This is a genomic window from Pseudomonadota bacterium, from assembly GCA_026388215.1.
In the GTDB taxonomy this organism is placed as follows: Bacteria; Desulfobacterota; Syntrophorhabdia; order Syntrophorhabdales; family Syntrophorhabdaceae; genus JAPLKF01.
The window spans coordinates 1-26,419 of the sequence record JAPLKF010000017.1 but is presented as its reverse complement, the minus strand read 5'-3'; the positions used below and the strand labels follow the sequence as shown (position 1 = coordinate 26,419).

The following is a 26,419-nucleotide window of genomic DNA, read 5'->3' as shown; positions in this document are numbered from 1 at the left end:
CTTGTAAATGTCTGCCTGTTTCTTGAGCCAGGCGTTGATATTCTCCTTCCCCCACTGAGGCCAGTGATGACTGATGAAAACCACGTCTGACTTGTCGCCGAAAAGCTCGATAGCCTCGTTCAGAAAATAGCTCCAGGCTTTCGCATCGCGCACCTGTGCACCCCTTAATGTATAGAGATTATGCAAGGTGTGACTGCAGTTCTCTGCCATGCAAAGGGCCCTGAACTGCGGGAAGTAGAAATTCATCTCCGTCGGTGCTTCCGTACCTGGCGTGTACTGGAAGATAATCCTGACACCGTCAATAGTCCTTTCTTCACCCGTCTTACGGATAATGTCGGTTGGGGCAATCATTGTGATGGAGCCGGTCGATACCGTCTTGCCAAGGCCGGCGTCCACCTGTCCCTTGGGTCCTTTGGGTAACAAGTTGCCGTACATATATTGGGCGCGGCGGCCCATGGCATTTCCCGCCATGATGTTTTCGCTTATCGCGTGCTCAAGAAAACCTTGGGACGCAATAATCTTGACCTTCCCGGCCTTGACGTCTTCCTCAGACACAATCCCTTTCACACCAGCCCAGTGGTCCACATGGCTATGGGTATAAATGACCGCCATAACCGGTTTTTTACCCACGTACTTGTATAGCAGTTCGAGGGCTGCTTTTGCAGTCTCGGCAGAGACGAGCGGGTCAATGGCGATGTAGCCCGTATCCCCCACAATAAAGCTGATATTGGAGAGGTCATATCCCCGTACCTGGTAGATGCGGTCAGTAACCTTGAACAGGCCGTGAAAGTTGTTAAGCCTGCCCTGACGCCACAGGCTGGGATTCACGGTATCAGGTGCCATATCATCCCGGTTAAGGAAGGAATATTGATCCATGTTCCATACGAGGTTACCCTTCGTGTCACGAATCACCGCACCCGGCAGCGTGGCGATGAAACCGCGCTGAGCATCATCGAAATCCTCCTTATTACTGAACGGGAGTATATTCAGAACACTGGTGTTTGCCTTTTTCGTCGCTTCGGTGGCTTCCTTGCCCTGGGCCCATACGATGGTCGCCATGGCCATGCATATTGCAAGCATCAGGCAAAAAAATATATAACGTGATTTCATCATTGGTACTCGCTTCATGGTTTGATTTCCTCCTTTTTCTGTTTATCGTTTGATTCGTCCGCCCCACTTTGTGAAAAAGTAGAGAGCGGGTAAGGCCTGAATTTTTTTATTGTCTCTGTCGGTTCCTTTTCACTATGCCAGAAATAATCTTAGAACCTGAAACCAACTGCAAAGAGCGGTCCATATAGGGTGGCATTCCAGCTGAACCGGTTGTCGCCATACCCGTTAGCCCGGTTAACATATAAGGCGCGATATCCAGCCCACAGGGCCGTGTTTTTCGATAGGTGGCATCCAACTCCAGCATGTGCATTCCACGTAAAGTAGGACGAATTGCCAAAAGCATTAGCTCCTCCGATATCACCTCTCGCGTCAATAAAAAATTTCTTAGTAAGATATGCCCTGAGACGTAAACCAACGAATGGGTCTACCCAATCCGTACTCTTCTTGACACTAACCACACCCATCATGGGTACGTCTACATCAATTTTGTTATCCACCGACCAGTATCTCCCGCCTAAAATTACATCAAGGAAGCCTTGCTGATTCGCCTCTCCCCCGCCTTGCCACTCGGTAAGCCGATAGAAGCCCCCAAGACCTACGAGCCACCAGTCGGTTTTTACCTTGACATCAACAGGACCTACGCTTCCATCAGATGTGAAATAGGAGTACATCGGGTCAATAAAGAATCCCCACCTGCCCTTTCTGGCCTCAAGGTGAACCATGGCAGCGAAATCGGTTTCCTTAATAACATCGCTCATACTCTCATGCACCGATGCTCGTTGTCCCCTCACATTCACGTTGCCATCCATGGCCATAAACCACATATAGGGAATAACATCGAATTCCCAGTCACCACCAGTCCCATTCGTGGCATGTGCCGGAATACTGAAGAGAAGAAACACCAGCACTACTGCTACCCCTATCACTGCCAATCTACGTATACTGCTCATCTTCGTACCTCCCCATTATTTTGAAATTTCTATTATCCTGCAAAATATCCTTTTACCGATATTTTATATGACATCATTTTGTCACACACCTCCATTACCACTACCACTTCGTCAGGTTCGGTGCTGGTGGATTGGGATATTTCTGCAGAGTTGCTTTGTAATCCATGATAACCTTCCCTACAGGAATTCCCAGCCATCCGAACATCGCACTAAGGTTGTGCTCTTCCCGTGGATCAAGTTCTATATTGTAAATCGCAGGATAGCCGTTCATGGGGGTGGCAGCTCCACCCACACCGCCCAGCCGGCCCGGACCGGATCCAGTTGAAATTGTATCGACCATATAGACACTGAACTGTCTCCAGCGCACCGCAACAATCTGGTCACCAACGAAGGTAATTAGACTCTGCCTGTTCCCTTTCTTCTGTTTGCCAAGCAGGTAAGCGGATTGATCAATGCCATCGATGGGGCGGTCGGTCGGTACCTTTGCCCCGGCAAATGTAGCCAAGGTCGGGAAGAAATCCATAATAGAAAACATCTCGTTTGAAGCGCGTGGCTTAATCTTACCCGGCCACTTGATCATTCCCACTGTTCTGACGGAACCTTCCCAGGGATCGCCGAGCTCTCCGCGGAAGGGACCGGATAAGCCACCGTCACCCATCATTCCGCCGAGCGTCCAGACAACTTCCCTTTCCGGACCATTGTCGCTGCAGAACACCACGATCGTATTATCCTTAATGCCTTTTTCTTTAACAGCATCCAGCACCCTTCCCACATTATAATCTAACTCCATCAGGCTGTCGCCGTAATTTCCAACCCGTGACTTGCCTTCAAACCCTTTCGAAGGAAAATTCGGGTAGTGGACCCGTGACCATGCAATATAGAGGAAAAACGGCTTGTCAGCACCAGCATGGGCTTTGATGTAATTTACTGCCCTGTCAGCCATCTCCAGGTCGATGGTGCGGCGCTCCTCAAGAGTATATGGTTTAATCTTTTTCAGTTTTTCCCCGGCGTTGGCTTGCAGGATTTGCGGCTGCTCCGACTCAGGCATGATAACGTTATGCGTCATCTTCATTCCGGGCCAGATCAGGGTGTCATCGGTACTATCCAGGAAACCCCAAAACTCGTCAAACCCCTGGTTCTGTGGAAGACTCTGCTCATCTATACCAAGGTGCCACTTGCCTAACATGGCTGTGCTGTAACCAGTCTCTTTAAACATCTTCGCCATGGTCACTTCCTTGGAAGACAGTGTGTTTGGCGTGCCCGCTACGGCAACCAGTGATAGTCCGGCACGGATTGAGTATCGTCCAGTCATGAGTGCCGCTCGTGAAGGCGTACAAGCTGGTTCTACCAGAAAATGGGTAAAGCGCATCCCTCCGATTGCAAGTTCATCAAGACGTGGAGTCGGTGCGCCGCGTATCTCGCCGCCACCGTACGATCCGAGGTCGCCATAGCCAACGTTGTCGGCAAGCATTAAGACGATATTTGGTTTCTTTTCTTGACCAACAGCAGGCATTACAAATGCAAATATTGATATTACAACCACAGCTATCGCGTTTATAATCCCCAGAACATATGAGTTTTTCATAGTTCACCTCTCCTTTTCTAACACATAACACACTATAACTAAACACATATCAGCAAGTCACCGGTGCCCTGTTTTAATCCACATGTTGCTTTGTTCGGAAAAGACTTAATGGGGTAGTAAGGTCTTGAGTCAAAACTTTTGTTTATTACCTCCATACCCCTCATCTTAATTGATTTTACACAAGATTAATTATTTTGCAAGTAAAAATATTATAAGAATTATTGGAATTATTGAATGCTGGTTGTAACTGTGTAGCATTGTATAAAAACAGAAGGCGAGGAGTAAAGAAGGTAATACCCGATTCAAAGGTGTCCGGTCCAGTGGGCAATGATTTTGTGGTATTCTTCTTATACTATTTTAACTATATGCGTTTATTGACTGAAGACCGTGAAGCGGTGAGTCTGTTGTAGAGTTTTGTTTTACTTGTTATTCCCTCAATGAAATCCCAGGGGAAGAGCTCATCCTTCGGCCGCTCCCGTAATGTGTAAAAATTAAGGTTTAGCGGGCTTTCCCTGAACACTTTACTGAAACTGTCTCCAGAGGTAAATCGCATGATGCTGTCGCTTATACGCCTATCACCACGGGCAAATATACCCTGTATGAAACTGTACTTGACCGACTCGTGGGTAAAATATGTATTATCGACCTTTCCAAATGCCTTCTTCAACCTCCCAATCTTGTCTTTCAGCGAAGCCATATCATCCATGGGAAGCCACTGGAATGGGGTTGAGGGTTTTGGAACAAATGGACTTGCATGGACTGTGATGCTGCCGACAACACCTCTTTTTGCCCCTCTTTTTACCATTATGTGTTTTATATGCTTTACAAGTTCTACTATGCTGTCTACATCTTCCAATTGCTCTCCATATAGGCCGATCATGAAGTAGAGCTTTAAATTAAAGGCTTTTATATCGAGTATGGCCTCTATCTTTTCATAAATCTCTACATCTTTTAAGGGCTTGCCAATAAACCTTCTCAGCCTTTCGGTACCTGCCTCAATGCCAAAGGTCAGCGTCTTTACCTCATCCTTGATAAGCTCTATAACTTGAAAGGGAACCTTATCTATCCTTAAGGATGGGAGATGGATGTTCTTTTTTTGCTCTTTGAGTTCCTTTAATATTTCAACTATATGGGGGTGGTACGAAACACCCCCACCAATAATACCGATGTCCTTTGTGTCTATCCCTGGTATGGATATCCTGTCATAGGTAAAACGATAAGTATTTCCCAGAAGGCAAAAGGGACATCTCGACGGGCAGCCCCTTGTCCCTTCAATAAGAAACATATTAGAAAACTCAGTCTTCTCTGTGATAATAGAGGATATGCCAAGGCCTTTTCCTCTGTAACTACTTATCTTTACCTTGAAATTGCGGGGTGTAAGGGTATCTAAAACCCCGTCTTCCCTGTACCCAACCTTTAATCTATCCGGATTATAAACCCAGTCAAAGGAGCTTAGCCCGTCTATAATCTCGTCTCTTCCTTTTTCTCTAATCTCTAAATATTTTTCCATGAAATGGGGAACTGTTGCCTCAATATCCCCCATTAAAAAAAGGTCAAAGAAGCTGGATATGGGTTCTGGATTTGCCATAACGCATATACCGCCGGCAACAATAATCGGCCCTCCTTCCTTCCGCTCTTCTGGAAAAATTTTTATGTGAGAAAGACGTAAAAGCCATGGAATATTTATATAATCAAGCTCAAAAGATATCGTAAAAAAGATAATCTCAAATGACGAAAGCGGTCTCTTACTCTCAACAGAAAGGCACTCACCACCCCCTTCAAGAAAAAACCTCTCACACACGACCTCAGGTATGCTGTTTAATGTTTTGTAAAGGATGTGGGTTGCAAGATTGGACATCCCTACATAGTATGTGTTGGGATAGACAATACCTACAGGGACCTTACCACGCCATTTTTTAACTATCGTACCTTTTTCAAGGGAAAGTGTTTCCTTTCCTCCCAACCCCTTTTGTTGTTTTTTCTGAATCACAAGTTGCTCTTCATTTATTGCTATATACTATATACTATCAACTATTCACTGCCTTTAGTCCGCCTGTTTTCGCAAAAAGGTTGGAATGTCATATCTATCATCATCAATATCAATATTATCACTTTTTGATTTTATCTCTTTATAATCGATTGTAATCTTTTTTCTCATAAATGGAGGTATATCGCCCTCTGCAAAAAGCCTGTCCTTTATATCGGGCCCAATATGTTGTCCTTCCTCTAATTGAACCTTTTCTTCAAACCCTGTAGCGATTACCGTTATCCTGATGGAATCCTGCATATTATCATCAAAAACAAGTCCCCATATTACCCTTGCGTCTTCATGTGCCTGTTCCTGAATCAGGGTTGAAGCTTCATGCACTTCATGGAGTTTCATATCTCGATGTCCTGTTACATTTATCAATACCCCCCTTGCCCCGTGTATCGATATATCCTCAAGCAGTGGGCTGGATATAGCCTTTTGAGCTGCATCCCTTGCCCTGTTTTCTCCTGAAGATACACCAACACCCATGATAGCCATGCCCCTTTCACTCATAATAGATTTTACATCTGCAAAGTCCACGACTACATGGCCAGAACCCACTATCAGGTCAGATATGCTCCTCACCGCATTAAGGAGCACTTCGTCTGCCTTGAGAAAGGCTTCCAGGATAGTCATATGTTTACCACTAATAGACAAAAGCCTCTGGTTGGGAATTGTTATGAGAGAATCTACACGTGTTTTGAGTTGTGAAACCCCATTTTCAGCCACCAGCATCCTGTTCTTCCCCTCAAAAGCAAAGGGTTTTGTTGCAATTGCTACGGTTAATGCCCCTAATTCCTTTGATATCTCTGCGATAACCGGGGAGGCGCCTGTACCGGTTCCACCTCCAAGGCCACAGGTGATAAAGACCATATCTGCACCTTGCAGATGGTCTTTAATTTTATCCACATCCTCAAGTGCTGCCTTTTTTCCAACCTCAGGGTCAGCGCCAGCCCCTAAACCACGGGTGAGTTTTGAACCTATCTGTATCTTAATAGGGGCCCTGCACATATTCAGGGACTTGACGTCCGTATTTACTGCAATGAACTCAACCCCCTGAACGTTTGCCTCTACCATATTGTTTAGTGCGTTACATCCACCCCCTCCGACACCTATAACCTTTAATTTTGCTGAAAAACCGTTAGTCTCATCCATATAAAACACTTTGTTCACCTCGCACCTCCTTAAAAGATTTCTTTAAACCATTCCCTCATCCTGTTGAGTAATTTTGTCCTGTTGAGTAATGTCTTAAATGTGCCTCCTTTTCCAAACCTCCGCCGCTTCACGTTGGTGTTTTTAAAACCGTAGAGGATAAGCCCAACCCCGGTTGCATATATAGGATTGTTCACCACATCGACAAGGCCGCCAACGCCTATCGGGTAACCCCTCCTTGCAGGAAGATTAAAGATGTTTTCAGAAAGCTCCGGGATGCCTTCAAGATTTGCACACCCCCCAGTGATAACTACCCCTGAGGCAAGTAATTTTTCAGATCCAGATTTTTTAATCTCTTCATAAATTAATGATGATATTTCTTCGACCCTCGGTTCTATGATATCTGCGAGGGTTTTGCGCATCAATGTCCTTGGTTTCCTTCCCCCAACGCTTGGCACTTCAATGGTTTCATTTGCGCCTACCATATTTGAAAAGGCACAACCATATTTTTTCTTTATCTTTTCCGCATCATTAAGGGGAGTCCTTAAGCCTATTCCAATATCATTTGTAATGTTGTTTCCTCCAAAGGGTAGAACTGATGTATATTTTATGCTCCCATTTGAGAACACAGCAATATCACTTGTACCACCGCCTATATCAACAAGGGCAACCCCGATCTCTTTTTCTTCAGGTGTTAATGTTGCTTCAGAGGATGCAAGCTGCCCGAGTATGATATCATCTACCGATAGACCTGCGAGCCTGCAGCACTTTATGATATTCTGTGCAGAGGAGACACTCCCTGTAACAATGTGGACCTTTACTTCAAGCCTGACACCCGTAATCCCTATCGGATCTTTTATCCCATCCTGGTCATCTACGATGAATTCCTGGGGGATAACATGAATGAGTTCTCTATCTGCTGGTATTGCCACTGCCTTCGCTGCATCTATTGCCCTCGTGATATCGTCCGTTCTTACTTCTTTATCTTTAATGGCCACAACACCGTTACTGTTAAAACTCTTGATATGGGCCCCTCCAATACCCGCCAAACAGGAGTCAATCTTTATGCCAGCCATTAACTCTGCCTCTTCAACGGCCTTTTTTATTGAATTCACGGTGCTGTCCATATTTACCACAACACCTTTCCGGAGTCCTGTAGAAGGATGAGAACCTATTCCAACTATATTCACCTTACCCTCTGTAAATCTCGCCACAACAACACATATCTTTGTAGTTCCTACATCAAGACCGATAAGAAGCTCATCTTCTCTCAGCATATTAACCCTTCCTTTCCTGGATAATGGCCCCTTTTTCAAACCTTGCATCTATGCACTTTATCAAAAACCCTCTCTTTTTTGCGTCTTCCAGAACAGCAATAGCCCTTTTCAATCTTTTCTTTTGATCTTCCTTCCCGAGTATTATTTCCACCCCATCATCACTATCGAATATTGTGATATTGCCCTCGCTGTATGCTACCTCTGACAGGACATCCTTTTTTATAATCCCTTCCATACACCAGCCGCTGATCTCTCTGTAAATACTTTTTACATCCCCTTTTTCCTTTGCATTGATAATAAACATCCCTTTTGTATCCCCTTTTGTGATCCCCCTGTATGGTTCACCATATTCGTCGAGGACAAAAACATCCCCCGTATTATTTACCCATAAGGCAGATGGTCTTTTTTCTTTTACATCTATAACTATTGAAAAGGGATACACCCTTTTTATCCTTACTTCTTTCACAAAGGGATGGGATATAATGGCCTCCTTCATCTTGGAGGTATCTATCTTAAACATGCTTTCCTTCAGAAAGGGGGATATCCTGCCCATTATATCAACGTCCTTCAACTGATTCGCACCATTTATCTTAATGTTTTTTAAGAAAAAGAGCGGTTCATCCCTTGAAAGTATATAGATAATTGTCAGCATTGATAATATACAGACAGGCACTATAAAGAACACATACAGAGTCTTTTTCATGTTTTTAACGAAGCCCCCTTAAGAATTTCTTCAATAAGTTCATCAAAGGTTTTTCCCATATGCCCCCATGCCTTTGGCACAAGGGATGTTTCCGTCATCCCGGGAGATGTGTTAATATCTATTACCTGTGGCATATCTTTCTCCATAAGCATATCAATCCTCACACACCCCGAAAGCTCAAAGGCTTTATATACCCCCAAGGCTATGTCTTTTGCCCTTCTTTCTATTTTTTTGTTTATTTTTGCCGGAACGATATACTCTGTCATCCCTTTTGTGTATTTTGCTTCAAAGTCGTAGAATCCTTTTGAAGGCCTGACCTCGATTATAGGAAGCACAATATTGTTCACTATACCAACAGTGATTTCCCTGCCTTTGATATATCGTTCGATTAAAAGTTTTCTGTCATATTTGAGGGCAGTTTTGATTGCATCATCTTTCTCTTTTTCCTTTCTCACAATTGATGTGCCAATGGTAGAACCTTCATTGGCTGGTTTGACAACAAAAGGTATGGGGAATGTGAGCTCCCTTTCATCGGCAAGAATGGTATAGGCCGGGGTTGGAATACCCATACCTGTAAAGAGTAGTTTCATAATAGCCTTGTCCATAGAGAGAGAAGAACCGAGGACACCTGAGCCTGTATAAGGAATACCCATAATCTCGAGAAGTCCCTGGACTGTCCCGTCCTCTCCCCATTTTCCATGCAAAGCGATGAATGCAACCTCTATACCCTTCCTTTTCAATCTTTCTGTTAGATCATTATTCACATCTATGCCAATCGCATGATAACCGCTTCTTAATAAACTCTGGAGAATAGCGTTTCCACTTTTTATAGAGATTTCCCTCTCGGATGATTTTCCTCCCAAAAGTACCCCTATCTTCCTTTTTTTCATCCTTCCTTTATCCATTAAACCCCCAGAGCTCTACCTCTTCTTTTAATAAAACCCCTTCCCTTTCGTAAACCTCCTTTTTAATCTTATCTATCAGCATCTTGATATCCTTTGCCGTTGCGGACCCGAGGTTCACGATAAAATTTGCATGTTTCTCGGATACGCATGCGTCGCCGTACCTGAAACCTTTTAGTCCTGTCTTTTCAATAAACTTCCATGCTGGTTTCCCCTCAACTCCTTTAAATATAGAGCCGGAAGAGGGAAACTCCATGGGATGCCTTTTCTTCCTCTCGGCATACACGTACTCCATGTCCTCATAAATTTCCCTCTTATCTCTATCTTTTAAATGAAACTGGGCGCCCAACACACACTCTGATACCTTTATAGGTGAGGTTCTATACCCAAAGGCCATGTCTTTTTTCGCGATGGATGTTATTTTTCCCTCAGCATCCACAATGCGTATGTTCTCCAATACATCTGTTATGGATGAACCAAAGCTTCCGGCATTCATTTTCAAAGCGCCACCGATTGTACCCGGTATCCAGAATAGCTTTTCAAGACCAGAAAGCCCACGTTGTGCAATATCCTTTATAAATCCTTTTAATGATGTCCCTCCAGAAGTCTCAACCAGTGTCCCGTTTTTAGTCTTCTTATGGCGCATATATTTTATCCTTGTAATCCTGATGAGTGCTTCATTGATGCCTTTATCGTTCACAATGATATTGGTCCCATTCCCAACGAATCTATATTTGATGCCCCGTTCTTTGAGAAGCCTTAATACGTTTATTAAATCCCCTTCATTTAGAGGGTATACAAGATATTTTACAGGACCGCCGACCTTCATCGAGGTGTATCTTCTCATCGGAACATCCTTCAATACTGCTCCTCTTATTCCTTTCCACTCCATATAGATTTTAGCCTCTCACCGATCTTGTATATATCGCCTGCGCCCAGTGTAATAACCACGTCACCGCTTTTAGCGAGTTTAAGCACCTTATCTGCTGCATCCTCTTTTGTCAGGGCAAACATCACATTTTTATGTCCACTTGCCCGAATCTTTTCTGAAAGTACCTTTCCTGTAACCCCTTCTATTTTTTCCTCAGAGGCGGGGTATATCTCTGTCACAATAAGTACATCAGCCTCATTAAAAGAGGTTACAAACTCGTGCATCAGCGCCTTTGTCCTTGTGTATCTGTGGGGCTGAAAAACTACTACTATTCTTCCCTTCCACATCTTTCTTATGGCCAATAGGGTTGCCCTTATCTCTGTGGGGTGATGACCATAATCATCTATCAGCTTGATACTACCATCCCATTTTATCTCCAGCCTTCTCTGTATGCCTGAAAAACCCTTAAGGGCTTCTTTAATTGTCTCAAAAGGTATGTCGAGTTCTATTCCAACACCACATGCCGCAAGGGCATTCACTACATTGTGAATACCGGGAAGGGATAAATCTATATCGCCTAAATCCTCACCCTTGTAGATGACCTTAAACGATGTTTTAACACCTTTGTAGTTGATGTTTTCTGCCCTTAAATCTGCCTGCTTTGAAAGGCCATAGGTCATGTATCTTCTCTTTAATTGAGGGATGAGGCTCTGAATATTCGAATTATCAATGCATATAATATCAAGCCCATAAAAAGGAACCTTGTTGAGGAATGTTAAAAAGGCATTTTTTATTTCGTGTATATCCTTGTAGAAATCAAGGTGCTCAAGGTCTATGTTTGTCACAACGGCAATGGTGGGGAAAAGGAGCAGGAATGTTCCATCACTTTCATCCGCTTCTGCTACAAGAAACTTACTGCTCCCGAGCTTTGCATTACTCCCGAGGCTGTTTAATTTCCCTCCTATAACACAGGTTGGATCAATACCTGCCTGCCCAAGAACTGAGGAGATTAGCGATGTGGTTGTTGTTTTCCCGTGGGCACCCGCTACAGCAACACTGTATTTTATCCTCATCAGCTCAGCAAGCATCTCTGCCCTCTGTATTACAGGGATAAAAAACTCTCTGGCTTTTTGTACCTCTGGATTGTCAGATTTTACGGCCGATGAAACCACCACTACATCAACATAGTGTACGTTTTCTTCTCGATGGCCGTAGAATATCTGTGCCCCTAATTGCTCAAGCCTCTCTGTAGTCTCTGTCTTTCTTAAATCTGAACCTGTAATCTTGAAACCAAGGTTCAAAAGAACCTCTGCAATACCGCTCATCCCGATTCCGCCAATACCGACAAAATGAACCCTGTCTATCTTATGAAAGACCAACTAACACCTCACGAATCCTAATACTTTTTTGCCTGTTCATATATATGTCCAATAATCCGTTCTGCTGCGTCATCAATATAAAGTTTCCCTATATTTTCACCCATCTCCTTTAATAGTTGAGGCTCATTAATGAGATGTTTTAAGACGCCATAAAGCCTTTCGCCTGTTGCTTCATCGTTTCCGATAACATAGCCACCGCCTATAGTTTCTATTAGGCTTGCATTTTTCCATTGATGCCCGCCCGCTGAAAAGGGATAAGGGATAAGTATTGCGGCTTTTTTGAAGTATGCAAGCTCGAAGATTGTAGTAGCACCAGCCCTTGATATCACAATATCAGAAAGGGTGTAGTATTTTTCCATCTCGTTTGTGAAAGGAAACACCTCGTATTTCATATTAGTCTTTCCGTATGCCTCTTTTATGTGATTGTAGTCCTCCGTGCCTGTTTGGTGATACATAATGGTGTTCTTGTAGCTTTCCATATATGGGAGTAAGGTCAGTATCGATTCATTGATGCTTTTTGCTCCCCTGCTACCTCCAAATATGAATATCACAAAGCTTCCTTCCGGCTTCTTGTCTTGTGATACCTTTAATGTTTTTCTCAAGGGATTGCCCGTATGGTACACCTTCCCTTTTTTGAGATAATCCCTTGTTGCATCAAAGCTTACAAATGTTGAGGCAGCAAATCTGGAAAGTAGTTTGTTTGCCAGCCCGGGCTGGACATTCTGTTCATGTATGAAGCTCGGTACACCAAGGATAGTACCGGCAAGTATAATCGGCACGGATGTAAAACCACCCATACCGAGGATTGCATCAGGTTTTTCCTTTCCTATTATACTTATGGACATATAGATACCCTGTAAAAGACGCACGAGCGTAGCTAACTTATGGATAAATGTTTTGCCCAAAAATTGATGCGCCTCTATATATAAAAGTTTGAATCCATGTTGAGGGATTATTTTGCTTTCAAGCCCATATGCTGTACCAATGAATGTAACCTGATTATTTTTGTCTTTCGCTGTAAGTGTTTCTGCTACAGCTATACCGGGGAATATATGACCGCCTGTACCGCCAGCAGAAATAAGGAGTTTCATACGTGTTCTCCTTCAGCTTTGAGCATTACACCTATAAGCGGGCTTATTATAAAGAGTAAAATGACAGGTTGATACAATAATCCTCCAGAAAGTTTAATGCCAAGAACCATTAAAATATCTATGGCAACATATAGAAAGCCGAAAAAGTATAGCACTTTTGTGAGGTTATCCTTTTTCATAAAGTCAATAAAGCCAAGTAAAAGAAAGGCAAAAGATGAGATAAGCAAAAGGTATCTGTCAATATCATTGACCCTTATCCCGGCACCAAGAATGTTAATCCCCTTATGGTAAAGAAAAACCATAATGAATAACGTATATCCTGCAATAAAGGGGATGATGCGGTTTTTGCCAACTATAAAAAGAAAAAGTATTATACTCAAGCAGATGGGTAAGATAAGGAGTGGTTTCCCTATCATAAAAAGGTTGAAGGAGGAAGAGAGAAAAAGCAGTGAAAGGGCTACCACATCTTTAAAGAAATCCTTCCCCTTTTCTTCTATCGTAATCAGGTAAAATGTTATGCTATAGAAAGAAAGAAATACAATAACTGCCTCGATTGGATATTTGCTGCTTAACTTTGGGTATAGGAAAAAACCGGCAGTTCCAGCAAAAGAAAGTAGTATGATAGGATACTTCATGGCAATAATGTACCTTGATGGAACACGGTAGATAGCGTAGATGGAGGCAAGACCAAGGCATATGTAGAGAACCTTGACGATATTCAACTCACGGAAAAGACTATAGAGTAAAATGGATGCCAGCATGTATATCGAAACCTTCTTCATAATGACTCCACTATCTTCTTAAAGGTATTTCCTCTGTCCTTGTAATCTTTAAACATGTCAAAACTGCTGCACATTGGAGAAAAAAGTACCACATCCCCCTTTTTAGCAAGACCCCATGCCCTTTTCACAGCGCCATTCAAATCTTCTTCAATGTATGTATCCACATACCTGCCCAACTCATTCAATATTTTCTCTTTCGCTTCACCTATAACCACAAGGGCCTTTATTCTGTCCATAAGGCCTATAATACCCTTGTAACTCCCACCTTTGTCTCTTCCCCCGGCGATGAGAATCACATTTGCCTCCATACTCTCCAGGGCCCTCCTTGCTGCATCTACATTTGTAGCCTTTGAATCATTGTAAAACTGTATTCCTTTTATCTCCCTGACAGGTTCAACCCTGTGCGGCAACCCCTTAAAGCTTCTGAGAACCTCTTCGATATGGCCTTTCTTTACACCGTATATATGTGATGCGAGGAGTGCTGCAAGGATGTTCTCGGTATTATGGATGCCCACAAGGGGAGAGATAGACCTCTTATAGATAAATTCCTTTCCCTTTAATCTGACATGTATATTGCCATTTTTATAAAAGGCACCGTTTTCTAATGTCTCATGGGTTGAGAAGTAGATTTTATTTGCCCTGAAATTCCTTCTGATAACAAGGTCCCTATTTATAGCCGCATAGTCTTTTTCTTCCTGATTTTTAAAGATCCTGTATTTTGCCTCCCTGTATTCATCATAACTACTGTATCTATCCAGATGGTCTTCTGTGATGTTCAAGAGGATTACCATATTGGGCTTGAAGGTCTCTATGGTTTCCAGCTGGAAACTGCTAATTTCTGCAACGATATATTGTGCCTTTTTACCTTCCAGCAAGTAATTGATAAGTGGGTTACCAATATTACCTCCTACAAAAACATCTTTATAAGCCCTCTTGAATATTTCACCGATAAGTGTAGTTGTTGTTGTCTTTCCGTTGGTCCCCGTGACTGCGATGATGGGTTCTTTTATGAATGTATATGCGAGTTCTATTTCCCCGATCACCTTAACGCCCTTTTCTCTTGCTTCTTTGAGGTATGGCAACTCACTATCAACCCCCGGGCTTACAACTATTAATGGGTGTTTAATAAAATCGTCTTTACTATGAGCCCCAAAATGACCCACAAACTCTATACCACTTAATGCTTTTATAGAAGGCATTAAGACATCTTCACTGCTCTTGTCGGTAATGGTGATGTGTTTTCCCATTTTACTTAAAAATTTTGCTACCCCTATACCTGTTGTACCAAGCCCAACTATAAGTACATTATCCGGTATATTCATACTCGTCCGTCTACACAAATAACCAATAACCAAATTCCAAGCACCAGACATTTAGTTATTGGTGGTTGTATATAAGATTTCTCCTGGTTATTGGTTATTGGTAATTGGTTATTCATCTTCTCATGTTACCTCAGTTTTAGTGTACTCAAAGCTATAAGAGCAAGTATTACAGAGACAATCCAGAACCTTACTACGATCTTTTCTTCATTCCACCCTTTCAATTCGAAATGGTGGTGTATCGGCGCCATTCTGAAAACCCTTTTTCCTCTCCATTTAAATGAAAGTACCTGAATGATAACTGAGCAAGTTTCTAATACGAATATCCCGCCTGCTATCACAAGCAGAACTTCCTGTTTTATTATCACTGCAATAGTAGCGAGCGTTGCACCAAGTGAAAGAGAGCCGGTATCGCCCATAAAGAGTTCTGCAGGGTACGCATTATACCAGAGAAAACCAATGCCTGCTCCTAATATAGCACCGCAGAGTATTGTGAGTTCGCCAGCACCTTTTACATAGAAAATCTGAAGATACTGGGCAAACTTTACATTACCAACAAGGTAGGAAAAAAGCATAAACGTTGAACATACAGTGAGTACAGGCCCTATAGCAAGCCCATCAAGACCATCTGTAAGGTTCACGCTGTTTGATGTTCCAACAATAATAAATATACAGAGCAATATGTAAAATATCCCAAGATCAGGTGTGATATTTTTGAAAAAAGGGATTGTAAGTTCTGTGATGAAACCGAACCTCGAATATATGAGTGTACTTATAACTGCTGCGAATAAAATTTGAAGAAAAAACTTGGTTCTTCCGGAAATCCCCTTGCCATTTTCACTCCGTAACTTTGCTATGTCATCCATAAACCCTATTCCACCAAATGAGAGAAGGGTAAATGTAACTATCCAGATGTAATAGTTTTTTAAATCAGCCCACAGCAGGGTAGGTATAATTGTGGAGATAAGAATTACAAATCCACCCATGGTGGGTGTTCCTTTTTTCGCTAAATGTCTCTCCGGTACATCCTCTCTTTTGTCGCTTTTTATCTTCCATTCATTAAACTTCTTTATTATGTAAGGGGTTAGAAAGAAACTTATAATAAGTGCGGAAAGGATAGCCAGAACTGTTCTGAAGGTAATATACCTGAATACATTAAATACGGTAAACTTTGTATGGAGTGGATAAAGAATGTGATAGAGCATTTAAACCAGTGCCTCCACTATTTCCTCCATTTTAACCACCCTTGAGCCTTTGACAAGGATAACATCCCCTTCTTTTACCTTCGCTGTTACATAATCGATAAGCGCCTTTTTGTTTTCAAATAGTTTTGATCTCCCTTCTCCTAATTCATAAAAGGTCTCCCTTACATCTTCACCAATCATTACAACCATCGGTATGCTACTCTCTCTTAAAAATCTTCCAAGTTCTCTATGGTAGTATGAGGTCTTTTCTCCCAATTCTTTCATGTCTCCAATAATAACAATTCTCTTCCCATTACATGGAAGGCTCTGGAGGGTATTGATTGCCCACTCCATAGAAGAGGGGTTTGCATTGTATGAATCATCTACAACGATATATCCCTTTTTGGACTGTATCGGTTTGAATCTCATTGCATAAGGGTTGAAGGTCTCTATTGTTTCCTTAATATGTCTTTTATCAAGGCTCAGACCATACGCAACGGAGGATGCAGAGAGGATGTTGTAAAGGTTGTGCCTTCCTAAAAGGCTCGTCCTTGTTTTAAGTTCATCATCAGAGAACTTAAGGGTAATATTAAAGCCTTGCCAGCCAAGGTCTTGATCGATTGAAAGACGAAATGATGCCTCATTCACGATTCCATAGGTGTAAAGTACATGGTTTATATCTTTATATCGAGGCAATATATAGGGGTCATCGGCATTGATAAAGACCGCCCCCCCTTCTTTGGTCAGGTAAAATAAATCAAGCTTCTCTTCAAGAACACCTTCAATGTCATAAAGTCCTTCAAGATGGGAAGGATTTATATTTGTAATCAATGATATATCAGGTTCAGTTACTTCAGCGAGCATCCTTATTTCGCCCCTGCTATTTGTTCCGAGTTCAAATACACAAAATGCTGGCTCCCCGTCAATAGAGAGAATACTTTTTGAAACGCCTATCGTGTTGTTGTAATTCTTTTCGTTATATGCGACTGGAAAAACATTTTTTATCATACTCACAAGTATCTCTTTTGTTGTGGTCTTTCCATTACTTCCAGTTATAGCTATGAATGTCCCCTTTGTCCGTTCCCTTTTGTATCTTGCGAGGTCAAGAAGCGCCCTGGTTGTGTCATCCACAAGAATTATAGTTCCCTTTGCATTTCTGTATATATCTTCTCTTTTTTTCTCACATATTGAGCCCCCGTGCGACTTTATGTACGATGCTTCTATAAACATATGACCATCATATGTTTTGCCCATGAGCGGTATAAAGAGTTCTCCTTCTTCTATACCCCGTGAATCTGTTGATATGTCTGAAAATGTATCCCTTTCAATCCTGAATGGTGTACCTTTTACTGCCCTTATCACCTCATCCACGTGCCACATTTAAGGACTCCTCAATTACTTCTCTATCACTAAAATGACATATCTTATCCCCTATAATCTGATAATCCTCATGGCCCTTACCAGCAACGAGCAGCACATCATTCTCTCTTGCCATCTTTATTCCTTCATCAATAGCCTCTTTTCTGTTCTCTATGGTTTTGAAAGTATTGCCATTGAACCCCTTCTTTATATCTTCTATAATCCTTTTTGGGTCTTCGTTTCTTGGATTGTCGGATGTTATTATGGCAAAATCTGCAAGGCGGGATGCAATATTCCCCATAATGGGTCTCTTTGCAGTATCCCTGTTACCGCCACATCCGAATATCAGGATAAGCTTTCCCCGCTTTAAACGGTTCAGCATTTCCAGCACCTTATTCAATGCGTCGGGTGTATGGGCATAATCTACAAAAATATAAATTCCTTTTTCATTCCCTATCCTCTCTACCCTGCCGGGAACACCCTCTAACCCTTCCACACCTTTTTTTATCTCCTCATATGGTATATTAACTACATAACCGAAAAGGCAGGATGCAAGGATATTGGATGCATTAAAAATACCTACAAGTGGCGATTGTATGGAAATCTTTTTACCCATAACTGAAAGCTCAAGTTTCAAACCATTCATATTTTCGTTGTAATTAGATATATAGGCATCTGTTTTATCTCGGAGGCTATAAAAAAATGTTTTTATCGGTGCGCCGGGAATGAACTCTCTGGTAACCGGGTCATCGAGGTTTAAGATAGAATATTTTCTCTCCTTTTTACTCTCTTTCAGGTAATGGTCAAAAAAAAGTTTTTTTGCCTTCTTATAACTCTCGAAATCCCCATGATAATCGAGGTGGTCATGGGTGAGGTTTGTAAATATCCCTGTGTCAAACTCGATACCTTCTACCCTTTGCTGGTCAAGTGCATGTGATGATACCTCCATTACCACAAATTCTACACGGGATGCGTACATATCCCTTAGCAAACCGTGGATCTCTACCGCCCCTGGTGTAGTATTTTCCGCCTTTAGTGTGTGGCCATTATACCTGTATGATATGGTGCCTATGAGCCCAACCTTTCTGCCTGCATTTTTCAGTATGGACTCGATGAGATAGCTTGTTGTTGTTTTGCCGTTTGTCCCTGTAATACCTATGACATAGAGGTTTTTTGATGGAAAGCCATAAAATTTTGAAGCAATTTCACCGAGGAATGCACCCACGTTTTCGGTGATGATTGAGCAAGGAAATACACCATCTAACTCCCTGTCAGAAACGATAACCTTTGCCCCCCTTTTTTTTGCATCTTCAATGTATGCACTGCTCTTATTGGTGGCGAAAAATATGAATCCTTCCTTTACTTCTCTCGAATCCTTTGTGATTCCCCTGATTTCAATATTTGTATCGCCCTTTATATGAATAATTTTCATTCCGCTTATCAGATCAACAAGCTTCAAGGTTTATATGTTCTCCCGTATATAACGCATTCTGTCTCGCCTTTTATTCTTTCAAAGGGTTTAGGGTGTTGTTCAGTTACATTACCACTTCCGTATACCTTTACCTTTGATGTATGGGTTGTAAGTTTTTCGATTGCCGACTTCATGGGAAGATTTAATAGGTTGGGCATTAACCACTCTGAGTCTTCTCTCACATGATTTCCTTTTGCATTATCTTTGGCATTTATGAATTCAAAGCTATTTTTGCCCCTGACTATCCCAATCCCACTCACAATAAATGGAAAAAGTCTGCTGTATTCCTCAGGGACATAAGTATTGTAGAGGGATAGTAATTTTTGTTTTTCTAAGACAAAACCCTTACCAAGTATAGTTTCATCCATGTCTGATTCTTTTTTGTGAGTAATACCTTCTTTTTTCAGGAAATCGAGCGAGTATTTTTTTCCTATTATTTTTGAAATGCTTTTTAAGCCTTCTTCGTCCCTGTCCTTGAGTATGTCGATGGGTTTTTTACAGCTTATATCATTGTTACTATCTTTCTTTATGAAAATTAAACCATCCTTTTCTATCAGCCCCTCTTTTATTGCAGAGCACACTATAGGAATAGATATAAAGAAGGATGGTTCAATGAAGGATTCATCTTTCGTAACATCAGGTGTGGTCTGGTTAACAGGTGGTGTGGATTTGGGTATAGATAGATTCATGCTATTCGGTGTTACTCTCTGGTCATCTGAGATCCTTTTAACATTTAATTTCTCTGGAAGTCGGAGAGCCAGGGACACATACATCAAGCATATTGCTGTACAGATGAAAAAGGCCCTTCTATTAGCCCTTTTATTCATCTTAATACCAGGACCTCTTCTTCTTTTGGTTTTTTCAGCCCCAGCCTCTCTTTTGCTTTAAACTCAAGATACCTTGCCTGCGTAATACCAGAAAGCTCCATTTTTAACCTGTTATTGGTATCTATGATTTCTTTCTCATTCTTTAATCTTCCAATTAATTCCTCTCTAAGTTCATTATACGAACCCCTCAGGAAGAAAGAGACAAGGATGAAGATAATAAAACAGAGGATCACCAGTAAAACAGAGGGGAAACTTCTGTTTCTTACTTCTTTTTTTACTGAAGCATACATCCTTTCCATAGAACCCCCCAATTACCTTTTCTCTGCTATTCTAAGTTTTGCACTCCTTGCCCTTGGGTTTTCTTTTATTTCAGCCCTGTCAGGTTTTATAGTTTTTTTAGTAAGTACCTTCAGTAGTGGAGAATTTTTTAAAATGTTCTTTGCTATCCTGTCCTCTAATGAATGGAAGGATATGACGCCGATTCTGCCTTTCTGGCTAAGTAGATCAATTGCATCCCCGATACCTGCCCTTACATTTTCAAGCTCCCCATTAACCTCAATCCTCACCGCCTGAAAGGTTTTTGTTGCAGGGTGTAGTCTACCCTTTCGTCTTTTTGCTTTTAATACAACATTACTTAATTCCTTTGAGGTAGATATTGGTTTTTGCTTTCTCTCTTCTATGATTGCTCGTGCTATCTTGATACCTTTTCTTTCTTCTCCATATTCTTCAAGTATCCTTATCAACCTTTCGTAGGTATATCCATTGACAACATCATAGGCAGTAATCTTTTCTCTGTTATCCATTCTCATATCAAGAAAGCTGTCATCATCAAAACTGAAACCTCTTTTCCCCATAAGCTGGTAAGTCGAAAGGCCAAGATCAAAAAGCACACAACCAACAGACGGAATCCCTGCCATGTTCAAAATTTTCTTGAGCTCCCTGAAATTTCCTCTTATCAATTTAACCCTGTCTTTAAATACGTATAGCCTCTCTTCTGCAATCTTCAGAGCATCTTCGTCTACATCGATACCGATTATCTTTACATTTTTATACCTCTCCAATATGTAATATGAGTGCCCCCCACCACCAATTGTTGCATCCACAAACAGATTATTTTCAACACAAACCAGATTGTTCATTACTTCTTCGAGAAGAACAGGTATATGTGTAATGCCCATCAAAGACCAAGATCAGACACGATATTTGCCATCTGTTCGATGTCAGAGGTTGCCGTTTTAACCAGTTCTTCCCATGTTTCCTGTGCCCATATCTCTATTTTTCGATTCATTCCGATGATTGTTACATTCTTTTTAATATTTGCGTATGCCTTTAAGGACTGTGGTATGAGAATCCTTCCAAGTCTGTCTATGGAACACTCAGAAACACCTGAGTAAAAAAATCTCAGAAATACCCTTGCCTCTTTTTTCAATGTTCCAAGGTTTGATATCTTTTCCTGTATATTCACCCATTCTTGGTATGGATAGCCTACAATGCAGCTATCAAGATTTGTCAGTATGAGCCTCATATCATAGTTTGTTGAGAGCACTTCCCTGAACTTGGATGGTATACTCACCCTGCTTTTATCGTCTATAGCGTATTCATATCTTCCAGCAAACATTATCCCACCTTATAACACCTTTTACCACCTTAAACCAAATATACTTGTAACATTATATTTTGTCAAGGGTTTTTTCTTATTTTAAATTGATACCAAAAAACTTCTGTGATATAAGTGGTCATGTTTCGCTTTAGAAAAATATTTATATTGCTTGCGCTCATTGGCCCGGCAATAATAACCTCCAATATTGACAACGATGCGGGCGGTATCGCTATCTATTCTATTGCAGGGGCACGGTACGGATATAATCTGTTGTGGACCTTAATCCCCACAGTCTTTCTGCTCATTATATTACAAGAAATGTCTTCCAGGATGGGGATGGTAACACGCAAGGGGCTTGCAGATCTTATAAGAGAAAATTATGGAATCAAAACCGCCTTCTGGGTCATGGTTTGTCTGTTCTTTACCAATTTGGGAAATACTACCGCAGAATTCTCTGGATGGGCTGCAAGCATGGAACTATTCAAGTTGAGTAAGTACATTTCAATTCCAATAGGAGTCTTTTTTGTATGGTTTCTCGTTACAAAATGGAATTATAGTATATTTGAAAAGATCTTTTTGGGTATATGTTTCGTATATATTACCTATATCGTTTCTGCTTTCCTTGCGAAGCCCGATTGGGGTGAGGTTATGAAAAAAACAGTAACCCCCCATTTTGAGTGGGGGAAGGGTTACCTCATTATGATTGTCAGTATCATTGGCACATCTATTACGCCCTGGCAGTTGTTCTATCTCCAATCGGGTGTTGTTGAGAAAGGGTTAAGAGAAGAGGACTGGTGGGCTTCAAAGATAGATGTAATATTCGGTTCTATTATGATGGGTGTTGTTGCATTTTTCATAATCGTTGCCTGTGGGGCAACATTATTTCCAGCAGGGATTCAAATAGACTCAGCAGAGGATGCTGCCCTTTCATTGAAGCCGTTGGCTGGTAGATATGCCTATATACTTTTTGCTATCGGTCTCGCCAATGCATCCCTCTTTTCCGGCTGCATCCTCCCGCTTGCCACCACGTACTATATCTGCGAGGCAATGGGATGGGAGACAGGCATAGGAAAAGGTTTTAAGGAAGCCCCACAATTCATGTCATTGTTCACAACCATACTTATCTTGGGTGCCTCAATTGTCTTAATACCAAACCTACCACTTATCAAGGTGATGTGGTTTACTCAAATAGTAAACTGCCTGCTTCTTCCTGCAGTTTTGATATTTATGTTGAAACTCATAAACAGAAAGGAACTTATGGGTAAGTTTACGAACTCGCTGTGGATGAACATTGTGACATACGCAGGTACCATCATTCTGATCATTTTGAATGTGGTTCTCCTCTTCAATACATGCGTGGATGTTTTTAAGTAAGGGCGATAACCTGTTTATGTCTTTCACCTCTTCTTAACCCTTCGCCATCAACTATTTTTTTTGACTGCTTTTTCCCCTTTCCTTTGTCTATGTTTTCTTATAGAATTATGTATGTTATTTTTGAAGGGGGTTTCCACAATGTCTGTGTCAAAATATACACTATTATTTGTATGGATAATGGTTCTTATTTTTACCAATGTGGGTTTTGCCACCCAGGATTTGGGTGTGTATGTTGATAGATTGGAAGACCCGGAAAAGACTGACAAATGTAGATACTGTGGAAGGCACATAAAGGCCGGGAATATCCATAAGGATGCAGAGAGAATTATAATGAACAGGCTAAAAGAAGGATTAATGGAAAAAGGTGTGGGATACGTGGAGGGCAAGGAAAGAGCAAGGTACATTAATGTATTCATCTATAGATTTGAGGAAAGGAGAGGCGGCAATTTTGCTGCTGAAAAACCGGCAGGTGTGGGTTTTCATATGCATCTCATAGAAGATAACAATGTAATACGTGTATTTGTATTTGATGAGACCCAGCAGGCATTAAGTGAGAATGTTTTGAATATAGGAAAATTTTTTAGGAGAGGGGGCAAATGGCTGACAGCAGGCGAGTTGTCAGAAGAGGGGATTAAAGCAGGGTTAGATTACCTGTTAGAGAATATCTATTAAAAGACATGCAATGAAAGTACTTTTTGCTATGGATATCATGGATGGTAAGTGTGTGAGGTTGGTAAGAGGAGATTTTTCCAGAGTAACGGTATATAGTGAAGACCCCGTCTCTAAGATTAAAGAAATGATAGAGGGGGGAGCAAGGGATTTTCATATAATAGACTTAGATGGGGCAAGAACAGGACAGGTTGTGCACAGGGAGATTATAAAAAATATAAGAGAAAAGGTCACTGACTATATGGAAGTAGGTGGGGGCATCAGGCGTGAAGAGGACATAAAGCTCTACAGTGATTTAAGTATTGATGGAATAATTGTTGGCACTGCGGCCCTTGAAGACGATGGATTTTTTCAGAGTCTCTCGAAGTTTAAGAATATTATACTTGGCCTTGATTTATATGAAGGCCGTCCAATGGTGAGGGGGTGGAAAACTGCTATCAACAGGGATATAGGGGAAATTCTTGAGGCATCAGCGCATATTGGCATAATGGCTATTCTCTGCACAAGCATTACAAGGGACGGGATGCTCACAGGGCCTGATTATGAAAGTATGAAAAGGCTATCAGAGATGACCAGAATCCCTTTAATCGCAAGCGGCGGAGTGACAAGCATTGAGGATGTGAAGGCGCTGAAAGATATGGGTGTTTGGGGTGTAATTCTGGGTAAAGCGGTATACGAAGGTTTGATTAGGATAGAAGAGGCAGTTAAATATGCTGACTAAGAGAATAATCCCATGCCTTGATGTAATGGAGGGCAGGGTAGTGAAGGGTATAAATTTTGTGGGTCTCAGAGATGCGGGCGACCCTGTCGATAATGCAAAGATATATGAGGATGAAATGGCTGATGAGCTATGTTTCCTTGATATTACTGCCTCTCATGAAAAGAGAAGAACGATAATAGATGTGGTTGAGAGGGTTGCAAATGAGGTTTTTATGCCCCTTACTGTGGGTGGTGGTATAAGGAGTATAAAGGATATCAGGGATATGCTTCTTGCCGGTGCAGATAAGGTAACGGTTAACACGGCTGCCATTGAATCGTCGGAATTTATAAGGAAGGCAAGTGAGATATTCGGCAGTCAGTGTATCTGTATTGCCATCGATGCAAAGAGAAAAGGCGATGGTTTTGAGGTCTATACGTATGGCGGAAGAAGGCCAACAGGAGTAAATGCTGTTGAATGGGCGGCAACGGTGGAAAGGCTTGGTGCAGGTGAAATACTTTTGACAAGCATGGACAGGGATGGGACAAAGATGGGATATGATATAGAACTTACGAGGACCATCTCGGAAACAGTGAATATCCCTGTAATTGCATCAGGCGGTGTTGGTACACTTGAGCATCTCTATGAAGGTCTTGTAGATGGAAAGGCAGATGCGGTGCTTGCTGCATCTATATTCCACTATAGAGAACATACAATTATTGAAGCAAAGCAGTATCTGAGAGATAGAGGGGTGGCGGTGAGGCTTTAGCATGGAGCGAAGAGCATGGAGCGTAGAGTTAACACCCTTTGCTCTAAGCACTCAGCTAATAAAGCCAACAAGGGAGTCGATATGGAAGAGATAAAGTGGGACGAAAGAGGGCTTGTGCCAGTAGTTGTCCAAGACAAAAAGACAAAGGATGTGCTTATGGTTGCATATATGAATAGAGAAGCCTTTGAACTAACGCTGACGACTAAAAAGGCACATTACTTTTCAAGGTCGAGAAATAAGATATGGCTGAAAGGAGAAACCTCAGGCCATATACAAAAGGTTAAATCGGTGCATCTTGACTGTGACAACGACACACTTCTTCTTGTCGTTGATCAGAGGGTGGCAGCATGTCATATGGGGTTCTGGAGTTGCTTCTACAGGGTTTGGAAAGACGGCTGGAAGGTGGTAGGCAAAAAGGTTTTTGATGAGAGGAAGGTATACGGCAGTAAAGGCAGCAAATAGCGGAGAGCAGAGAGCGGAGAGTATAGGGCAAAAACGGCGTGTAGTCTGGTTGAGCAAAAGGCCGTTAAGAGGCAAAATGAGCGTATTTTAGGTGAGGGGAAATTAATTTAAGATAGCATTTGTCATTACCTCCGAATATACAACATTTCAATCCGTATTCAATGATATCACTGGATATTTTTAGCTTGAAATTTAAATAAAGCTGGAGGACAATGGATAAAAAGGGGCTGGCATAGTGACAGAATTGTTGTTTCAAGACCTACCAATATTCTTAGTTATCCGGATGAAAAAAAGAAGTGGTGAGATAAAGAAGGTGATAATGTGGAAAAACTGCTTGTTGCTTTGTTAGTTGCTTTACCAGTTTTACTCTTAGCAATAATAGGAATGAAAAAGAAGAAGTAAAAGAGTTTCCATGGAAAGCGCTTGAGGAGAAAGAAGGCGAACAGTTTCAGAGAGTTCTATTGTTCTATGGATAATTGAGGTAATGGCTGTGCAAATCGAATCAGGTTAAAAGATAAGTTAGGCGGGCAAACCCCAAACAAGAGGAAAAGTTAGATATGCCAAAACGTCATAATATCGTCTTACAAAAACCGGACGGTGGCCTTGAAATTTATCCGATGAAGCAATAGCTTCGTGATAACCCTGATTATTTGCCTGAAGAAATGGACCCTGATGAAAATACTTCTCACGAATTGAGGCGGGCACTTAATAACATCGGCTGGGGACTCAAAATGGGAGACGATCAAGTTCTCCTAATCAAGCCTACCGAAAACGGAGATACGTCATTTGCTGACGAATTGTTGGGGGATGATTCAGAAAGTGAAGAATCCGAAGATGAAGAAGAGATCGAAGCGGAA

General features: G+C 41.7%; 26 protein-coding genes. 6 read left to right on the top strand and 20 right to left on the bottom strand.

The genetic code is table 11. From position 1 onward, the window contains the following. The 20 genes from NTU69_01495 to mraZ form a co-directional block, all read right to left on the bottom strand. Positions 1-1,080 (bottom strand): MBL fold metallo-hydrolase (locus NTU69_01495; protein MCX5802204.1); only part of this gene is annotated, 1,080 nt, incomplete at its 3' end. A gap of 179 nt (positions 1,081-1,259) precedes the next feature. Then, on the bottom strand, positions 1,260-2,060 hold the full coding sequence (locus tag NTU69_01490; protein ID MCX5802203.1) for a hypothetical protein: 801 nt from the start codon (positions 2,058-2,060) through the stop codon (positions 1,260-1,262). A gap of 100 nt (positions 2,061-2,160) precedes the next feature. Beyond that, entirely contained in the window at positions 2,161-3,645 is a 1,485-nt protein-coding gene (locus NTU69_01485) for an arylsulfatase (protein ID MCX5802202.1), read from the bottom strand. A gap of 361 nt (positions 3,646-4,006) precedes the next feature. After that, positions 4,007-5,635 carry a hypothetical protein gene (locus tag NTU69_01480; protein MCX5802201.1) on the bottom strand — a complete coding sequence of 543 codons (1,629 nt, stop codon included), beginning with the start codon at positions 5,633-5,635 and terminating at the stop codon, positions 4,007-4,009. 54 nt (positions 5,636-5,689) lie between these two features. Beyond that, positions 5,690-6,838 (bottom strand): cell division protein FtsZ, encoded by a 1,149-nt coding sequence (ftsZ, locus tag NTU69_01475; GenBank protein ID MCX5802200.1) that lies wholly within the window; start codon positions 6,836-6,838, stop codon positions 5,690-5,692. Between the two features lie 20 nt (positions 6,839-6,858). Beyond that, positions 6,859-8,103 carry a cell division protein FtsA gene (gene ftsA, locus NTU69_01470; protein MCX5802199.1) on the bottom strand — a complete coding sequence of 415 codons (1,245 nt, stop codon included), beginning with the start codon at positions 8,101-8,103 and terminating at the stop codon, positions 6,859-6,861. A 1-nt stretch (position 8,104) separates the two neighbouring features. After that, complete coding sequence (locus NTU69_01465; GenBank protein MCX5802198.1) at positions 8,105-8,806, bottom strand: FtsQ-type POTRA domain-containing protein; 702 nt, start codon at positions 8,804-8,806, stop codon at positions 8,105-8,107. After that, positions 8,803-9,711 (bottom strand): D-alanine--D-alanine ligase, encoded by a 909-nt coding sequence (locus NTU69_01460; protein ID MCX5802197.1) that lies wholly within the window; start codon positions 9,709-9,711, stop codon positions 8,803-8,805. Before NTU69_01460 ends, NTU69_01465 begins: the two co-directional genes overlap by 4 nt. Then, positions 9,704-10,600 (bottom strand): UDP-N-acetylmuramate dehydrogenase, encoded by an 897-nt coding sequence (murB, locus tag NTU69_01455; protein ID MCX5802196.1) that lies wholly within the window; start codon positions 10,598-10,600, stop codon positions 9,704-9,706. The genes NTU69_01460 and murB overlap by 8 nt, the downstream gene beginning before the upstream one ends. Then, complete coding sequence (gene murC, locus NTU69_01450) at positions 10,582-11,958, bottom strand: UDP-N-acetylmuramate--L-alanine ligase (GenBank protein MCX5802195.1); 1,377 nt, start codon at positions 11,956-11,958, stop codon at positions 10,582-10,584. Before murC ends, murB begins: the two co-directional genes overlap by 19 nt. A gap of 17 nt (positions 11,959-11,975) precedes the next feature. Beyond that, complete coding sequence (gene murG / locus NTU69_01445; GenBank protein ID MCX5802194.1) at positions 11,976-13,049, bottom strand: undecaprenyldiphospho-muramoylpentapeptide beta-N-acetylglucosaminyltransferase; 1,074 nt, start codon at positions 13,047-13,049, stop codon at positions 11,976-11,978. Next, positions 13,046-13,831 (bottom strand): hypothetical protein, encoded by a 786-nt coding sequence (locus NTU69_01440; protein ID MCX5802193.1) that lies wholly within the window; start codon positions 13,829-13,831, stop codon positions 13,046-13,048. Before NTU69_01440 ends, murG begins: the two co-directional genes overlap by 4 nt. Beyond that, on the bottom strand, positions 13,828-15,153 hold the full coding sequence (murD, locus tag NTU69_01435; GenBank protein ID MCX5802192.1) for a UDP-N-acetylmuramoyl-L-alanine--D-glutamate ligase: 1,326 nt from the start codon (positions 15,151-15,153) through the stop codon (positions 13,828-13,830). Before murD ends, NTU69_01440 begins: the two co-directional genes overlap by 4 nt. Before the next feature lie 125 nt (positions 15,154-15,278). Beyond that, positions 15,279-16,355: a phospho-N-acetylmuramoyl-pentapeptide-transferase gene (gene mraY, locus NTU69_01430; protein MCX5802191.1), complete on the bottom strand. Its 1,077-nt coding sequence runs from the start codon at positions 16,353-16,355 to the stop codon at positions 15,279-15,281. Beyond that, positions 16,356-17,714, bottom strand: a complete 1,359-nt coding sequence (locus NTU69_01425; GenBank protein ID MCX5802190.1) for a UDP-N-acetylmuramoyl-tripeptide--D-alanyl-D-alanine ligase — start codon at positions 17,712-17,714, stop codon at positions 16,356-16,358. Further along, complete coding sequence (locus tag NTU69_01420; protein MCX5802189.1) at positions 17,698-19,152, bottom strand: UDP-N-acetylmuramoyl-L-alanyl-D-glutamate--2,6-diaminopimelate ligase; 1,455 nt, start codon at positions 19,150-19,152, stop codon at positions 17,698-17,700. Before NTU69_01420 ends, NTU69_01425 begins: the two co-directional genes overlap by 17 nt. After that, on the bottom strand, positions 19,149-19,991 hold the full coding sequence (locus NTU69_01415; GenBank protein ID MCX5802188.1) for a hypothetical protein: 843 nt from the start codon (positions 19,989-19,991) through the stop codon (positions 19,149-19,151). The genes NTU69_01420 and NTU69_01415 overlap by 4 nt, the downstream gene beginning before the upstream one ends. Further along, the gene (locus NTU69_01410) at positions 19,988-20,290 is read right to left on the bottom strand and encodes a cell division protein FtsL (GenBank protein MCX5802187.1); all 303 of its coding nucleotides are present in this window, start codon (positions 20,288-20,290) and stop codon (positions 19,988-19,990) included. The genes NTU69_01415 and NTU69_01410 overlap by 4 nt, the downstream gene beginning before the upstream one ends. Positions 20,291-20,302: 12 nt before the next feature. Next, a complete protein-coding gene (rsmH, locus tag NTU69_01405; GenBank protein MCX5802186.1) occupies positions 20,303-21,169 on the bottom strand; it encodes a 16S rRNA (cytosine(1402)-N(4))-methyltransferase RsmH in 867 nt (288 codons plus the stop codon). Further along, a complete protein-coding gene (mraZ, locus tag NTU69_01400) occupies positions 21,169-21,609 on the bottom strand; it encodes a division/cell wall cluster transcriptional repressor MraZ (GenBank protein ID MCX5802185.1) in 441 nt (146 codons plus the stop codon). The genes rsmH and mraZ overlap by 1 nt, the downstream gene beginning before the upstream one ends. Before the next feature lie 120 nt (positions 21,610-21,729). Here mraZ and NTU69_01395 point away from each other — a divergent pair, with 120 nt between their 5' ends. From NTU69_01395 to NTU69_01370, 6 genes are all read left to right on the top strand, one after another. Next, on the top strand, positions 21,730-22,965 hold the full coding sequence (locus NTU69_01395; protein MCX5802184.1) for an Nramp family divalent metal transporter: 1,236 nt from the start codon (positions 21,730-21,732) through the stop codon (positions 22,963-22,965). Positions 22,966-23,103: 138 nt separating this feature from the next. After that, positions 23,104-23,637 carry a hypothetical protein gene (locus NTU69_01390; protein MCX5802183.1) on the top strand — a complete coding sequence of 178 codons (534 nt, stop codon included), beginning with the start codon at positions 23,104-23,106 and terminating at the stop codon, positions 23,635-23,637. A gap of 10 nt (positions 23,638-23,647) precedes the next feature. Next, positions 23,648-24,355 (top strand): 1-(5-phosphoribosyl)-5-[(5-phosphoribosylamino)methylideneamino] imidazole-4-carboxamide isomerase, encoded by a 708-nt coding sequence (locus NTU69_01385; protein ID MCX5802182.1) that lies wholly within the window; start codon positions 23,648-23,650, stop codon positions 24,353-24,355. Further along, a complete protein-coding gene (gene hisF / locus NTU69_01380) occupies positions 24,345-25,100 on the top strand; it encodes an imidazole glycerol phosphate synthase subunit HisF (GenBank protein ID MCX5802181.1) in 756 nt (251 codons plus the stop codon). Before NTU69_01385 ends, hisF begins: the two co-directional genes overlap by 11 nt. 15 nt (positions 25,101-25,115) lie before the next feature. Beyond that, positions 25,116-25,562, top strand: a complete 447-nt coding sequence (gene hisI / locus NTU69_01375) for a phosphoribosyl-AMP cyclohydrolase (protein MCX5802180.1) — start codon at positions 25,116-25,118, stop codon at positions 25,560-25,562. 662 nt (positions 25,563-26,224) lie between these two features. After that, positions 26,225-26,419: hypothetical protein (locus tag NTU69_01370; protein MCX5802179.1), on the top strand; the 195-nt coding region annotated here is incomplete at its 3' end.

What these genes read in the sequence shown, in the direction of transcription:
- NTU69_01385 (MCX5802182.1), top strand. Translation starts at nt 23,648, where the DNA reads ATGAAAGTACTTTTTGCTATGGATATCATGGATGGTAAGTGTGTGAGG.
- murG (MCX5802194.1), bottom strand. Translation starts at nt 13,049, where the DNA reads ATGAAACTCCTTATTTCTGCTGGCGGTACAGGCGGTCATATATTCCCC.
- NTU69_01465 (MCX5802198.1), bottom strand. Translation starts at nt 8,806, where the DNA reads ATGAAAAAGACTCTGTATGTGTTCTTTATAGTGCCTGTCTGTATATTA.
- rsmH (MCX5802186.1), bottom strand. Translation starts at nt 21,169, where the DNA reads ATGGGCATTACACATATACCTGTTCTTCTCGAAGAAGTAATGAACAAT.
- NTU69_01410 (MCX5802187.1), bottom strand. Translation starts at nt 20,290, where the DNA reads ATGGAAAGGATGTATGCTTCAGTAAAAAAAGAAGTAAGAAACAGAAGT.
- hisF (MCX5802181.1), top strand. Translation starts at nt 24,345, where the DNA reads ATGCTGACTAAGAGAATAATCCCATGCCTTGATGTAATGGAGGGCAGG.
- mraY (MCX5802191.1), bottom strand. Translation starts at nt 16,355, where the DNA reads ATGCTCTATCACATTCTTTATCCACTCCATACAAAGTTTACCGTATTT.
- NTU69_01485 (MCX5802202.1), bottom strand. Translation starts at nt 3,645, where the DNA reads ATGAAAAACTCATATGTTCTGGGGATTATAAACGCGATAGCTGTGGTT.
- NTU69_01415 (MCX5802188.1), bottom strand. Translation starts at nt 19,991, where the DNA reads ATGAATAAAAGGGCTAATAGAAGGGCCTTTTTCATCTGTACAGCAATA.
- NTU69_01490 (MCX5802203.1), bottom strand. Translation starts at nt 2,060, where the DNA reads ATGAGCAGTATACGTAGATTGGCAGTGATAGGGGTAGCAGTAGTGCTG.
- murD (MCX5802192.1), bottom strand. Translation starts at nt 15,153, where the DNA reads ATGAATATACCGGATAATGTACTTATAGTTGGGCTTGGTACAACAGGT.
- NTU69_01440 (MCX5802193.1), bottom strand. Translation starts at nt 13,831, where the DNA reads ATGAAGAAGGTTTCGATATACATGCTGGCATCCATTTTACTCTATAGT.
- NTU69_01395 (MCX5802184.1), top strand. Translation starts at nt 21,730, where the DNA reads ATGTTTCGCTTTAGAAAAATATTTATATTGCTTGCGCTCATTGGCCCG.
- hisI (MCX5802180.1), top strand. Translation starts at nt 25,116, where the DNA reads ATGGAGCGTAGAGTTAACACCCTTTGCTCTAAGCACTCAGCTAATAAA.
- mraZ (MCX5802185.1), bottom strand. Translation starts at nt 21,609, where the DNA reads ATGTTTGCTGGAAGATATGAATACGCTATAGACGATAAAAGCAGGGTG.
- NTU69_01390 (MCX5802183.1), top strand. Translation starts at nt 23,104, where the DNA reads ATGTCTGTGTCAAAATATACACTATTATTTGTATGGATAATGGTTCTT.
- NTU69_01460 (MCX5802197.1), bottom strand. Translation starts at nt 9,711, where the DNA reads ATGGATAAAGGAAGGATGAAAAAAAGGAAGATAGGGGTACTTTTGGGA.
- ftsA (MCX5802199.1), bottom strand. Translation starts at nt 8,103, where the DNA reads ATGCTGAGAGAAGATGAGCTTCTTATCGGTCTTGATGTAGGAACTACA.
- murB (MCX5802196.1), bottom strand. Translation starts at nt 10,600, where the DNA reads ATGGAGTGGAAAGGAATAAGAGGAGCAGTATTGAAGGATGTTCCGATG.
- NTU69_01425 (MCX5802190.1), bottom strand. Translation starts at nt 17,714, where the DNA reads ATGTGGCACGTGGATGAGGTGATAAGGGCAGTAAAAGGTACACCATTC.